This window comes from Roseivivax jejudonensis, assembly GCF_900172265.1.
Taxonomy (GTDB): Bacteria; Pseudomonadota; Alphaproteobacteria; order Rhodobacterales; family Rhodobacteraceae; genus Roseivivax; species Roseivivax jejudonensis.
This window is the reverse complement of the sequence record NZ_FWFK01000003.1, coordinates 108530-121665: the sequence shown is the minus strand read 5'-3', so window position 1 is coordinate 121665 and position 13136 is coordinate 108530. Positions and strand designations below refer to the sequence as shown.

The 13136-nt window shown below is 69.0% G+C and carries 9 protein-coding genes; 4 read left to right on the top strand and 5 right to left on the bottom strand.

The window, feature by feature from the left end; all coding sequences use genetic code 11:
• Positions 1-74: 74 nt before the first annotated feature.
• Positions 75-572, top strand: a complete 498-nt coding sequence (locus ROJ8625_RS08535; RefSeq protein ID WP_085791472.1) for a serine acetyltransferase — start codon at positions 75-77, stop codon at positions 570-572.
• An 86-nt stretch (positions 573-658) separates the two neighbouring features.
• Here ROJ8625_RS08535 and glgB read toward each other — a convergent pair whose 3' ends face one another.
• The 5 genes from glgB to ROJ8625_RS08505 form a co-directional block, all read right to left on the bottom strand.
• Positions 659-2842, bottom strand: coding sequence for a 1,4-alpha-glucan branching protein GlgB (gene glgB / locus ROJ8625_RS08530; RefSeq protein WP_085791471.1), 2184 nt, complete (start codon positions 2840-2842; stop codon positions 659-661).
• A gap of 203 nt (positions 2843-3045) precedes the next feature.
• Positions 3046-5439 (bottom strand): glycogen/starch/alpha-glucan phosphorylase, encoded by a 2394-nt coding sequence (locus ROJ8625_RS08525; protein WP_085791470.1) that lies wholly within the window; start codon positions 5437-5439, stop codon positions 3046-3048.
• Positions 5440-5755: 316 nt separating this feature from the next.
• On the bottom strand, positions 5756-6727 hold the full coding sequence (locus tag ROJ8625_RS08515) for a glucokinase (protein ID WP_085791468.1): 972 nt from the start codon (positions 6725-6727) through the stop codon (positions 5756-5758).
• Positions 6720-8051 (bottom strand): GH1 family beta-glucosidase, encoded by a 1332-nt coding sequence (locus ROJ8625_RS08510; RefSeq protein ID WP_085791467.1) that lies wholly within the window; start codon positions 8049-8051, stop codon positions 6720-6722. Before ROJ8625_RS08510 ends, ROJ8625_RS08515 begins: the two co-directional genes overlap by 8 nt.
• A 10-nt stretch (positions 8052-8061) precedes the next feature.
• Entirely contained in the window at positions 8062-9093 is a 1032-nt protein-coding gene (locus ROJ8625_RS08505; RefSeq protein ID WP_085791466.1) for a substrate-binding domain-containing protein, read from the bottom strand.
• A gap of 263 nt (positions 9094-9356) precedes the next feature.
• On the opposite strand from ROJ8625_RS08505, the gene ROJ8625_RS08500 reads away from it, so the two are divergent.
• The 3 genes from ROJ8625_RS08500 to ROJ8625_RS08490 all read left to right on the top strand — a co-directional run bounded on the left by ROJ8625_RS08500 (position 9357) and on the right by ROJ8625_RS08490 (position 13031).
• Positions 9357-10709, top strand: coding sequence for an ABC transporter substrate-binding protein (locus tag ROJ8625_RS08500; protein WP_085791465.1), 1353 nt, complete (start codon positions 9357-9359; stop codon positions 10707-10709).
• Between the two features lie 62 nt (positions 10710-10771).
• On the top strand, positions 10772-11749 hold the full coding sequence (locus tag ROJ8625_RS08495; RefSeq protein ID WP_085791464.1) for a carbohydrate ABC transporter permease: 978 nt from the start codon (positions 10772-10774) through the stop codon (positions 11747-11749).
• A 13-nt stretch (positions 11750-11762) separates the two neighbouring features.
• Positions 11763-13031 (top strand): carbohydrate ABC transporter permease, encoded by a 1269-nt coding sequence (locus ROJ8625_RS08490; protein WP_085791463.1) that lies wholly within the window; start codon positions 11763-11765, stop codon positions 13029-13031.
• Positions 13032-13136 lie beyond the last annotated feature (105 nt).

The following is a 13136-nucleotide window of genomic DNA, read 5'->3' as shown; positions in this document are numbered from 1 at the left end:
GGCGGCTTGACAGATGCGGCGCGGCGGCGGAGCGTACGGCCCGCGTTTCCGTTTCCTGCCGGCCCGGTGGATCCATGCAGCCAGACACGTTCAGCTCGGCCGTCTCGGCCACAACGCCCGACTGGTCGCGCGAGGCCGTGCGCGGCGCCTGGGATCCGGGGCGCAAGCTTCTGCGCGCGATCCGGCGCTACCAGGCGGCGAAGGCGCGGGGCGGGGCGCTTGCCGCGGTGACGCGGCGCTACTGGGTGGCGAACCACTGGTTCTGGTCGCTGCTGACGCAGTGCGACATTCCGCTGACGGTGCGGATCGGCGGCGGGCTGGTCCTGCCGCACCCGACCGGCATCGTGATCCACGCCGAAAGCGAGATCGGACCGAACTGCATGGTGTTCCAGCAGGTGACGCTCGCCGGTCGCGTGGTGGCCGGGGGGCATTGCGATTTCGGGGCGGGCGCGAAGGTCCTCGGCCCGCTGACCCTCGGCGATCACGTGCAGGTCGGCGCGAACGCGGTGGTGACGCGCGACGCCGGCGACCTCGCCGTGTTGTCAGGCGTCCCGGCGCGCGAGATCGGCTAGCGGGACGGACGCGTCCGGGCCGCGCGGGTCGGGACGCGACGGGACGCGCCACGCGGCCCGGAGAGGCGATCCGGACCGCGCCGGGCTCATTCCTGCACGAGGAACACCGCCGAGAGCGGGGGGATGACCACGTCGGCGGATGCGGCCTGGCCGTGGCTGGGTTCGGGGCGGGCCTCGACGGCGCCCATGTTGCCCCGGTCCCGGCCGCCGTAGCGCGCGGCGTCGGTGTTCAGCGCCTCGCGCCAGCGGCCGGCGTAGGGCAGGCCGATGCGGTAGGCGCTTTGCTCGACCGGCGTGAAGTTGACGAGGATCACCGCTTCCTTGTCGCCGGCATTGCCGCGGCGCAGCCACGCGAAGACCGACCGGTCCGCGTCGTCCGCCTCGATCCACTGGAACCCCTCGGGGTCGCAGTCGCGCACGTGCAGCGCCGGCGTCTCGCGGTAGAGGTGGTTGAGATCGCGCACGAGGGCCTGGATGCCCGCGTGTTCCGGCCGTTTGGCCATCTCCCAGTCGAGCGACGTCTCGAAATTCCATTCGTGCGCCTGGGCGAATTCCTGTCCCATGAACAGCAGCTTCTTGCCCGGGTGCCCCCACATGAAGCCGTAGAAGGCGCGCAGGTTGGCGAACCGCTCCGCGCCCTGGCCCGGCATCCGGGCGAGCATCGAGCCCTTGCCGTGGACCACCTCGTCGTGGCTGATCGGCAGGATGAAGTTCTCCGAAAACGCGTAGGAGATCCCGAAGGTCAGCTGGTTGTGGTGGTGCTTGCGATAGAGCGGATCCTTCTTCACGTATTCGAGGGAGTCGTTCATCCAGCCCATGTTCCACTTGTAGCCGAAGCCGAGCCCGTCCTCGTGCACCGGCCGCGACACCTTGGGATAGGACGTGGATTCCTCGGCCACCGTCATGATGCCGGGGCATTCGCCGTAGGTGAGCGTGTTCATCTCGCGCAGGAGCGCGATGGATTCGTAGTTCTCGCGCCCGCCGTCCTTGTTCGGGACCCATTCACCGTCCTTGCGGGAATAGTCGCGGTAGAGCATCGAGGCGACGGCATCCACGCGCAGGCCGTCGGCGTGGTATTCCTCCAGCCAGTAGAGCGCGTTGGAGGTCAGGAAGTTCATCACCTCGCGCCGCCCGAAATTGTAGATCAGCGTGTTCCAGTCCTGGTGGAACCCCTCGCGCGGGTCGGCATGTTCGTAGAGCGCGGTGCCGTCGAACTGGCCGAGCCCGTGCGCGTCCACCGGAAAGTGCCCCGGCACCCAGTCGAGGATCATGCCGAGCCCGGCGCGGTGGGCGGCATCGACGAGATCGCGGAACTCGTGCGGCGGGCCGTGCCGAACGGTCGGCGCGAAGAGGCCCACGGGCTGATACCCCCACGAGCCGTCGAACGGATACTCGCTGATCGGCATCAGCTCGATATGGGTGAAGCCCATGTCGCGCACGTAGGCCACGAGTTCCTCGGCCGCCTCGACATAGGAGATGCGGCGGTTCTCGGCCTTGCGCGTCCACGAGCCCAGATGCACCTCGTAGATCGAGATCGGCGCGCTGCGGGCGTTGCGCTCGGCGCGCGTCTTCATCCATTCGCCGTCGTGCCAGCCATAGCCCGCGATGTCGCGCACGACGCTCGCGTTCTTCGGCGGATGCTCGGACCCGAAGCCGACGGGGTCGGCCTTGAGGGGCAGCACCTCGCCATGATGGCCGACGATCTCGTACTTGTAGGACGTGCCCTCGCCGATCCCGGGCAGGAAGAGCTCCCACACGCCGGTGGCGCCGCGGCGGCGCATCGGGTGGCGCCGTCCGTCCCACGCGTTGAACGGGCCGACGACCGACACCCGCCGGGCGTTCGGCGCCCATACGGCGAACTGCGTGCCGTAGACGTCCTGGTGGTGACGGACATGGGCCCCGAGCGCCTGCCAGAGCCGGCGATGGGTGCCCTCGCCGAGGAGGTACTCGTCGATCTCTCCGAGGACCGGGCCGAAGCGGTAGGGATCCTCCATGTCCCAGCGCGTGCCGTCGGGGCCGGTGGCGCGCAGGCCGTAGGGATCGTGCCCGGGCACCGGGCCACGGAAGATCCCGGGCACGTCGCGCACCGGCTCGAGCGGGTGTTCGGTGGTCCCGATCACCGCCGCCATCGTGTCGGCATTGGGATCGAAGGCGGTGACGTGCCGCGTGCCGCCGATCTCGTGAGGGCCGAGGATCGAGAAGGGGTCGTCGCAGGTGCCGTCGGCCACGCGGCGCAGGTCGTCGAGCGGGGAGAGGAGGTGCTGTGCCATGCCCCGAAGCTTAGGCACCCGCGGGTGCGGTTCAATAGTGCGGGCGGGGATCGGCCGCCGGATCCGGGGCCGGATGGCGCGCGATTGGGCGCACGGGGCGCCCGTGGCGCCGGTCCGGCGCCGCAGCGCGGGGGGCGGTCACCGGGCGCAGGGCACCCGGCAGGTGAGCGGTCGTCAGGCGCATCACGCCCGGCATCAGGCCGTCAGAGGCTTTTGGCCCCCCAGATGTCGTCCATGTAGCCCCGGATCGTGCGATCCGACGAGAACCAGCCCGACCGCGCGGTGTTGAGCGCGGCCATGCGCGTCCAGCGGTCGCGGTCGGCATAGGCCGAATCGACTTCGCGCTGCGCGCGCCAGTAGTCGGTGAAGTCCGATGCGACGAGGAAGTAGTCGTGCCCGCTCAGGTTCTCGACGATATGGGCGTAGCGGTCGGGCTCGTCGGGCGAGAACACGCCCGAGCCGACCGCCTCGAGCGCGCGGGCGAGTCGCGGATCCGCCTCGATCGCCTGCCGCGCGTGGGCCTCGACCTCGCGCCGGGCGGTGACCTCGGGCGCGGTCATCCCGAAGAGAAAGAAGTTCTCCGCGCCGACATGCTCGCGGATCTCGACATTGGCGCCGTCGAGCGTGCCGATCGTCGGCGCGCCGTTCAGCGCAAACTTCATGTTGCCGGTGCCCGAGGCCTCCTTGCCCGCGGTCGAGATCTGCTCGGACAGGTCGGCGGCGGGGATCAGCCGCTCGGCCAGCGTCACGTTGTAGTTGGGCAGGAACGCCACCTGCAGCGCCTCGCGCGTGGCCTGGTCGGCGTTCACCACGCGGCTGACGTCGTTGATCAGCCGGATGATGTCCTTGGCGAAGGCGTAGCCGGGCGCGGCCTTGCCGGCAAAGATCTTGATCCGCGGCACCCAGCCGGCGTCCGGCGCGTCCTTGATCTCCTGCCAGTGGGCGATCGCCTCGAGAATGTTGAGATGCTGGCGCTTGTACTCGTGCATCCGCTTGATCTGGATGTCGAACATCGCCTCGGGATCGACCTGCAGGCCCTGCGTCTCGCCGAGCCAGTCGGACAGGGTCGCCTTGTTGGCGCGCTTGGCCGCGGCGAAACGGTCGCGCCAGCCGGCGTCTTCGACCTCGGGCTCGATCTCGCGCAGCCGCTCGAGGTCGGCCACCCAGCCGTCGCCGATCGTGTCGGTGATCAGCTCCGACAGCCCCGGATTGCACGACAAGAGCCACCGGCGCGGCGTCACGCCGTTGGTCTGGTTGACGATCTTCTCGGGGTGGAGCGCGTTCAGCTCGGCGAACACGGTCTCCTTCATCAGCCCGGTATGCAGCGCCGATACCCCGTTCACCCGGTTCGCCATGACGAAGCTCAGCTCGCCCATCCGCACCTGGTGGTCGGCGCGCATCGAGAAGCCGCGCGACGGATGCGCCCGCGCATGCGCGTCGTCGATCCGGTCGACGATCTGCAGGTGCCGCGGCAGCAGCTTGCCGAACACCCCCTCGTGCCAGCTCTCCAGCGCCTCGGGCAGGAGCGTGTGGTTGGTATAGTTGAGCGTGCCCTGCGCCAGCGTCATCGCGGTGTCGAAGTCGATCCCGCGCTCGTCGTGCAGGATCCGCACCAGCTCGGGCCCGGCGATCGCCGGGTGCGTGTCGTTGAGCTGGATCGCGACCTTCTCGGGCAGGCGCCCGAGGTCGTCGTACTCGCTGTCGAAGCGGCGCAGGATGTCGCGCAGGGCCGCGGCGGTGAAGAAGAATTCCTGCTTCAGCCGCAGCTCCTTGCCTTGCTCGGTGGTGTCGTCGGGATAGAGCACGCGGCTGATCGTGCGCGCCAGCGCCTCGGGCGCGGCGGCGGCGGCGAAATCGCCGCGGTTGAAGCTCGTCAGGTCGAACGGATGCACCGCCTTGGCCGACCACAGCCGCAGCGTGTTGACCCAGTGCCCCTGCCAGCCGGCGATGGGCGTGTCGAAGGCCTCGGCGTCGACCTCCTCCTCGGGGGTCCAGACGGCGCGGCCGCCGCTCTCCCGGACCTGCCCGCCGAAGCCGATGCGGTAGCGCGCCTCCGGCCGTTCGAACTCCCAGGCGTGGCGCTGCAGCAGCCAGGTTTCCGGCGCCTCCACCTGCCGCCCGTCGTGGAAGGATTGCCGGAACAGCCCGTGTTCGTAGCGGATGCCGTAGCCCATGGCCGGGCAGGACAGCGTGGAGAGCGATTCGAGAAAGCACGCCGCCAGCCGCCCGAGCCCGCCGTTGCCGAGCGCGGCGTCGGGCTCGTCTGCCAGCACCGCGTCGTAGTCGAGGCCGAGATCGTAGAGCGCTGCGCGCGCCTGCTCCTGCAGGCGCAGGTTGACGATCCCGTCCTCCAGGAGCCGCCCGATCAGGAACTCCATCGAGAGGTAGTAGACCCGCTTGGCCTCCGCCTCGTAGGTGCGCCGGGTCGCCTCGAACCAGCGCGCGACCATCCGGTCGCGGATGGCGAAGGACAGCGCCATGCGCCAGTCCTCGATCTGCGCGGCCTCGGGCGTCTTGCCGAAGCTGTAGGCGAGATGGCTCAGGATCGCGTCGCGAAGCGTGTCGGTCGAGACGGCGGGCAGCGTTGCGATGTTCATGTCGGTCTCCTTCGGGAGAGGGCGCGCCGCAGCGCGGCGGACGGACGGTGGCGGGCTCCTCCCGTGCACGTCATCAAGCGCAGACCTGCCCGCTTGGCAAGGTTCGCGACGAGAAAATCCCGCCCTCGCGCCGTCCCGGCCCGCCCCCTGCGCGCCCCGAGGCGGTCGGGCTCCGCACCCGCCGACCGATCCGCGCGCCTTCTTCTTGGCCGCAATACTCCGGGGAGCGCGAGGGGCTGGCCCCTCGCATGCCGCCTTCCGGGGGCCGGCGCGCCGGTCTCGGGGGGCACCGGCGCGCCCGTGCCCGCTGCCGGGGTCAGGCGAGCTCGGCCAGGTGCGCGGCCGACCCGGTCAGCGCGGCGTAGTCGTCGGTCACGAGCTCGACGCCGAACTGGTCCATGAACCCGGCAAAGCGGCCCTTGTCGCGGAAGCCCTCGGCGAAGCCCAGCGGCACGAGGTGCGGGCCGAAATGCCGCGCCACGCCGCCGCAGAGGTAGATCCCCCCGAACGGCAGCAGCGTCAGCGCGAGGTTGCCGGCGACGCGGCCGAGGAGCGTCGCGAAGATCTCCATCGCGCGCGTCGCCTGCGCGTCGCCGGCGGCGTGCGCCGCCATGATGCCGGCGGCGTCGCGCGGTGTGCCGCCGTCCCGCGCGCAGAGAAAGGCGTGGATGCGTTCGAAGCCGCGGCCCGACAGCGCCTCCTCGGCGCCCGCGGAGCCGTGCGTGGCGACCAGCCAGTCGCGCAGCGCGAGGTCGTCCGCGTCCTGCGCGGGCAGGCTGACATGGCCCGATTCCGACGGCGGCACCAGCGTCTGCCCGCCCAGCCGGAACACCGGCGCGGCGTTGAGGCCGGTGCCGACGCCGATCACCAGCTTGGCGGCGTGCTCGGCGGCCGCGCGCCCCGGCAGGATCCGGGTCAGGTGCGCCGCCGAGAGGTGATCGACCGCGTGTCCCTGCGCCTGCAGGTCGTTCAGCACCGCCACCGTGGCCGCGCCGGTGGCGCGCGCCACCGACTCGCGGTCGACGGTCCAGTCGAGGTTCGTGAGCCGCCCGACGCCGTCGCGCACGGGCCCCGCCATCGCCACGCAGGCCGCCACCGGCGCGGCGTTGTGTTGCGCGAGGTAGTCCGACAGCACGCCGGTCAGCCCGCCGTGGTCGGCGTTGCGGTAACGCGCGATCGACTCCGCGTCGACGACCGGGCCGCGGGCCAGCGCGACGCGGGTGTTGGTGCCGCCGATATCGGCGACGACGGCAAGATCTTTGGCGCTGTCGCCCGGGCGATCAGGCATCGCGGCCCCCGAGCGCGGCGGCGAGCGCGTGCCACGACGCCTTGGGCGTCCGCGCGAGCGTGTCGAAGTCGACATGGACGAGGCCGAAGCGCTTTTCGTAGCCGAGCGCCCATTCATAATTGTCGAGCAGCGACCACACGAAGTACCCCGCGACCGGCACGCCGTCGGCGGCCGCGCGCAGCACCGCGTCCCAGTGATCCTCGAGAAACGCGATCCGGGCGGGGTCCTCGACCGCGCCGCCGGCGATGGCGTCGGGCGCGGCCATGCCGTTCTCGGTCACGTAGATGGGCAGCGCGCCGGTGTACTCCTCGGCGGTGCGGCGCAGGAAGCGGTAGAGCCCCTCGGGATAGATTTCCCAGTCCATGAAGGTCTTGGGCAGCGGGCCCTCGACCTCGTCGAGGGACGGCCAGGGCCCGGCGTTCGGGGCGATGACCTTGCGCGTGTAGTAGTTGATCCCGACCCAGTCGAGCGGCGCGCCGATCACCGCGAAGTCGTCCTCGTACCGGTCGGGCAGGTGCGGCGCGAAGCCTTCGAGCACGCTTTCGGGGTAGGCGCCCTTGAAGATCCCGTCGAGGAAGAAGCGGTTGTAATAGCCGTCGTAGGTGGCGGCCGCGCGGGCGGCGGCGGGGCTGTCGTCGGCGGGCTCGGGCCATTCCATGTTGAACACGCCGCCGAGATTGCCGATGCCCATGGCCCGCATGGCCTGGATCGACTGTCCGTGCGCCAAGAGGACGTGGTGCATCGCCCGCGCGGTGGCGCGGATGTCGCGCAGGCCCGGCGCGTGCAGGCCGAGGAAATGGCTCATCCAGCCGACGCACCACGGTTCGTTGATCGGCGCGACCGAGAACACGCGGTCGCCGATGCGCGACATGACGACCTCGGTGAACTCGGCGAACCAGGCGGCGATGTCGCGGTTCGTCCAGCCGCCGCGATCGGCGAGCGCCGAGGGCAGCTCCCAGTGGTAGAGCGTCGCGCAGGGTTTGAGCCCGCGCGCCAGCATCGCGTCGACGAGCCGGTCGTAGAAGTCGAGCCCCTCGGGGTTCGGGGCGCCGGTGCCCTCGGGCAGGACCCGCGCCCAGGAGGTCGAGAAGCGGTAGGCGTCGAACCCCGCGCCGGCGGCGAGGTCGAGATCCTCCTCGTAGCGGTGATAGTGATCGCAGGCGCGGTCGCCGTTCTCGGCGCGCACGACGTTGCCGGGCGCGGCCGCGAAGGTGTCCCAGTGCGTCGGCCCGGCGCCGCCGAAGGCGTGCCCTTCGATCTGGTAGGCCGAGGTGGCGGTACCGAACACGAAGTCGGCGGGAAAGTCCTGTCTGGAATGGCGCATGGGCGGGCCTCTACCGGGGGCGCGGCGCGGGGCCGGTCGATTGTCCGAGGATCAGTTCAGCTTCCATCAGGGTTTGCAGCGGCGCGCAACCCGGATCGCCGATCATCCGCAGCAGCATCTCGGCCGCCGTGCGGCCGGCGGCGCGGACCGACGAGCGCGTCGCGGTGAAGATCGGCACGTCCTCGCCGTTGCGCAGATAGCCCAGATCGTCGTCGTGGGTGATGACCGACACGTCGCGCCCCATCGTCAGTCCGCGGGCGGCCAGCGCGCGCCAGATCCCCATCGCGGTGACCATCGAAGAGGCGAGGAAGGCCGTCGGCGGATAGGGTCGGGCGAGCATGTCGGAGGCCGCGCGGAAGCCCAGCCCCTCGGTCATTTCGCCCGCGCGCATGAGCGCGGGGTCGGCGTCGATGCCGCCGCGCTCGAGCGCGGCGAGAAAGCCGTCGCGCCGGCGATGGGCGAAGTCCATGTGCTCGAGCCCGTTGACCAGCGCGATGCGCCGGTGGCCGAGCTCGATCAGCAGTTCGGTCGCGCGGTCGAAGGCGCGGCGGTTGTTCATGTCGATCCACGCGTAGTCCGCCGGCATCTCGGAGGCGCGGCCGTGCACGACGAAGGGCAGCCCGAGTTCGCGCAAGAGGTCGATGCGGCGGTCGGTGAGGTGCGGGCCGTGCACGATGATCCCGTCGACATTGCCCTTGGCCGACAGCGCGCGGTAGCGGGCGGTCTCGTCGTCGTCGCCCACGAGCGTGAGCTTGAGGTCGTAGCCGGCCTCGACATAGGCCTCGGACGCGCCGGTGATGAAGTCGCCGAAGACCGGATTGACCATCTCGTGCATCTTCGAGACCGGCATGACGTGACCGATGGACATGGCCCGCCCGGTGGCCAGTCCCTTGGCCCAGGCATTCGGCGTGTAGTTGTATCGGCGGGCGGCGGCCTCGACGCGGGCGCGGGTCGTCTCCTTCACTTCCGGATAGCCGTTCAGCGCGCGGCTGACCGTCGTCGGGCTGAGGCCCAGATGCTCCGCAAGCTCCTTGAGATTCATGGTCGGGCGCCCCAAAGCGCTTTCAATTCCGAGCGAGGATAGACGCAAATGACGCTGCGAGAAAAGCTCCGTTTGCCGCCCGCCCTTGCTGCGCTGCGGCATTGATTGTCTTGGAACCTTTGCAGGGGCGGCCATTGACAGAACGGAGGAAACGCGGGAGCGTTGCGCCATCAAAGCGCTTTGGGCAGTTCCCTATCCCCGGGCGCGCAAAATCGCCGGATCGGTGGGGTCCGGCAGACAGGATAACGGGAGGATCTGGAGACATGACACGTGCATTGACCGCGAGCGTGGCGACGCTGGCGCTCTGGGCCGGCTCGGCCGCCGCGCAGGATCTCATCGTTCCGGTGGGCGAGGGCGATTACACCTGGGACGGGTATCAGGAGTTCGCCGACAGCTACGATTTCTCGGGCGAGACGGTGACCATCACCGGCCCCTGGACCGGCAACGAAAAGGAGAAGGTGGACGAGGTCTTCAAGTATTTCGCCGAGGCGACGGGCGCCAGCGTCAACTACTCGGGATCCGACAGCTTCGAGCAGGACATCGTGATCTCCGCACGCTCGGGCTCGGCGCCGAACCTCGCCGTGTTCCCGCAGCCGGGTCTCGCGGCCGACATGGCGAGCCAGGGCTTCCTGACGCCGCTGCCGGACGGCACCGGCGACTGGGTGGCCGAGAACTACGCCGCGGGCGAGAGCCTCGTGGACCTCGCCACCTACGAGGGGCCGGAGGGCGAAGAGGACCTTTACGGCATGTTCTACCGGATCGATGTGAAGAGCCTCGTCTGGTACAACCCGATCACCTTCGACGAGTTCGGCTACGACATCCCCGAGACGATGGACGAGCTCAAGGAGCTGACCGAGGACATGGCCGATGACGGGCTGACGCCGTGGTGCATCGGGCTCGGATCCGGCGCGGCGACCGGCTGGCCCGCGACCGACTGGGTCGAGGACATGATGCTGCGCCTGCACGAGCCGGAGGTCTACGACCATTGGGTGGCCAACGAGATCCCGTTCGACGACCCGCAGGTGGTCGAGGCGATCGAGGAGTTTGGCTGGTACGCCAAGACCGACGAGTTCGTCGCCGGCGGCGCCGAGGCGGCCGCGACCACCGATTTCCGCGACAGCCCGGCGGGCCTGTTCACCATTCCGCCGGAATGCGCGATGCACCGTCAGGCGTCGTTCATCCCCGCCTTCTTCCCCGAGGACGCGGAGCAGGGCGAGAACGTCGACTTCTTCTATTTCCCGGCCTTCGAGGATTCGGATCTCGGGCAGCCGCTGCTCGGGGCGGGCACGCTCTTTTCGATCACCAACCCGTCGGACGCGGCGAGCGCGATGATCGAGTTCCTGAAGCTGCCGATCGCGCACGAGATCTGGATGGCGCAGGACGCGTTCCTGACAGCGCATCTGGGCGTGAACACGGACCTTTACGCGAACGAGGCGCTGCAGGCGCAGGGCGACATCCTGCGTGACGCGACCACCTTCCGCTTCGACGCGTCGGACCTGATGCCGGCCGAGATCGGCGCCGGCGCGTTCTGGACCGGGATGGTCGACTACGTGACCGGGTCCGAGGCCGACGCGGTGGCCTCGCAGATCCAGCAGCGCTGGGACGGGCTCAACTGAGCCGCTGATCCACACGCGGCCCCGGATCCGGGGCCGCGGTTCCAACGGCGGAGGCACGACCGATGTCACCCATCCTTCTGGGGTTCGTCACCATAGCCATCGGCGTGGGCGGTTGCGCGGCATATTTCTATGCGTCGAACTACGTGCTCGACCGGTTCATCTTTCCGCCGCGCACCGACGACAAGGGCCGCAACATCGCGCGGGCCGAGATGGTCCGGCCGTGGCTGTTCGTGTTCCCGGCGATCTTCTTTCTGTCGCTCTACCTGATCTACCCGGTCGTCGGCTCGTTCTGGCGGTCGCTGTTCAACCGGTCGGGCGAGGAGTTCATCGGCCTCGGCAATTACGCGCAGATGTTCTCGGAGGAGGGCTTCCGCGTCGCGCTGTTCAACAACATCCTGTGGGTGATCTTCGTGCCGGCGGCGGCGACGTTCTTCGGCCTGCTGGTGGCGCAGCTCACCGACCGGCTGAAATGGGGTAACCTGGCGAAGTCGATGATCTTCATGCCGATGGCGATCAGCTTTGTGGGCGCGTCGCTGATCTGGAAGTTCGTCTACGCCAACGACCCCGACATCGGCATCATCAACGCGGTTCGCGACCTGTTCGGGATGGAGCCGATCGACGTGCTCCAGATCCAGTTCTGGAACAACTTCTTCATCATGTTCATCATGGTCTGGATGCAGACGGGATTTGCCATGGTGATCCTGTCCGCGGCGCTGCGCGGCATCCCCGAAGAGACGATCGAGGCCGCGATCATCGACGGCGCCGGACCGTTCCAGATCTTCTTCAAGATCAAGGTCCCGCAGATCATGCCGACGATCGTCGTGGTCTGGACCACGATCACCATCCTCGTGCTCAAGGTCTTCGACATCGTCTACGCGATGACCGGCGGCAACTTCGATACCGAGATCCTGCCGTCGTACATGATGGACTACATGTTCCGCGACGACGGGCGGGCGACGGCCGTCGCCTTCGTCATCATGATCATCGTCACGCCGGTCATGGTCTGGAACATCATCCAGGCCCGCCGCGAGATGCGCTGAGGAGACCCGCGTCATGGACAACATCGCCGGTCAGAAGTCGGGCCTGTCGATCGCCACGAACCTCAGCGTCATCGCGCTGGTGCTGATCTGGCTGATCCCGACCGTGGGGCTGCTCGTGTCCTCGTTCCGCGAGCGCGAACAGATCTCGGAATCGGGCTGGTGGCGCGCGGCGTTCAGCGTGAGCCAGGCCTACCGGGTGTCGCCGTCGGCCGACGGCGCGGTGCAGGACGGCGACCGCTGGGTGCTCGAGGGCAACCTCTTCGAGAACGAGGAAGGGGCCGGATCGGGCACGGTTTCGGGCTTCGGCATCACCTCGCGCGACCCGTCGGCGGCGGAGCCGGGCCAGACCTACGCCCGCTACGAGGTGTTCGTCATGGAAGACGGCGAACAGGACGATACCAACATCGAGATCGCCTATCCGGCGGACGGGCAGCCGGAGTTTCCCGACACCGACGAGGACGGCAACGAGATCCTGTCGGATCCCGCGCCGGTCTTCGACCGGGCGCTGACCGTCATGGAGAACGGCGATTTCCGATACGAGGACGTCGACGAGATCGACCGCGCGCCGTCGGTCTACATCACCGCGCCACAGCCGCCGGAGTTCACGCTCGACAATTACGAGCAGATCCTGACGTCGGACAACATGGACCAGGCGTTCATGAACACGCTGACGGTGGCGATTCCGGCGACGATCATCCCGATCGTGGTGGCGGCCTTCGCGGCCTATGCGCTGGCCTGGATGGATTTCGCCGCGCGCGGCTTCATGATCGCGATGGTGGTGGGCCTTCTGGTGGTGCCGTTGCAGATCGCGCTGGTGCCGCTGCTGACGCTGCACAACCAGGTGGGCATCGGGCAGAGCTTCCTCGGGGTATGGCTCGCGCATACGGCGTTCGGGATGCCGCTCGCGATATACCTGCTCCGAAATTACATGATCGGGCTGCCACGCGACATCATCGAATGCGCCAAGGTCGACGGGGCGACGGATTTCCAGATCTTCACGCGGATCGTGCTGCCGCTGTCGTTCCCGGCGCTGGCGAGCTTCGCGATCTTCCAGTTCCTGTGGACCTGGAACGACCTGCTCGTGGCCAAGGTGTTCCTGCCGTCGCAATCCGACAGCTGGGTGATGACGGTGAAGATCGCCGACGACCTGCTGGGCTCGCGCGGGGGCGACTGGGGCATCCTCGCCGCTGCCGCGTTCGTGTCGATCGCGGTGCCGTTGCTGGTGTTCTTCGCGATGCAGAAATACCTGGTGCGCGGCCTGCTCGCGGGCTCCGTCAAGTAAGTCACAGGGAGGAGACCCCCCCGTATCGACGCCGAAGGGAGACCGCGCGGCAGCCCGCGCGTGGAGGCGGCGAGACCAGACAGACCGGGCGCGCGGCGCGCGCCC

What these genes read in the sequence shown, in the direction of transcription:
- ROJ8625_RS08535 (WP_085791472.1), top strand. Translation starts at nt 75, where the DNA reads ATGCAGCCAGACACGTTCAGCTCGGCCGTCTCGGCCACAACGCCCGAC.
- glgB (WP_085791471.1), bottom strand. Translation starts at nt 2,842, where the DNA reads ATGGCACAGCACCTCCTCTCCCCGCTCGACGACCTGCGCCGCGTGGCC.
- ROJ8625_RS08525 (WP_085791470.1), bottom strand. Translation starts at nt 5,439, where the DNA reads ATGAACATCGCAACGCTGCCCGCCGTCTCGACCGACACGCTTCGCGAC.
- ROJ8625_RS08515 (WP_085791468.1), bottom strand. Translation starts at nt 6,727, where the DNA reads ATGCCTGATCGCCCGGGCGACAGCGCCAAAGATCTTGCCGTCGTCGCC.
- ROJ8625_RS08510 (WP_085791467.1), bottom strand. Translation starts at nt 8,051, where the DNA reads ATGCGCCATTCCAGACAGGACTTTCCCGCCGACTTCGTGTTCGGTACC.
- ROJ8625_RS08505 (WP_085791466.1), bottom strand. Translation starts at nt 9,093, where the DNA reads ATGAATCTCAAGGAGCTTGCGGAGCATCTGGGCCTCAGCCCGACGACG.
- ROJ8625_RS08500 (WP_085791465.1), top strand. Translation starts at nt 9,357, where the DNA reads ATGACACGTGCATTGACCGCGAGCGTGGCGACGCTGGCGCTCTGGGCC.
- ROJ8625_RS08495 (WP_085791464.1), top strand. Translation starts at nt 10,772, where the DNA reads ATGTCACCCATCCTTCTGGGGTTCGTCACCATAGCCATCGGCGTGGGC.
- ROJ8625_RS08490 (WP_085791463.1), top strand. Translation starts at nt 11,763, where the DNA reads ATGGACAACATCGCCGGTCAGAAGTCGGGCCTGTCGATCGCCACGAAC.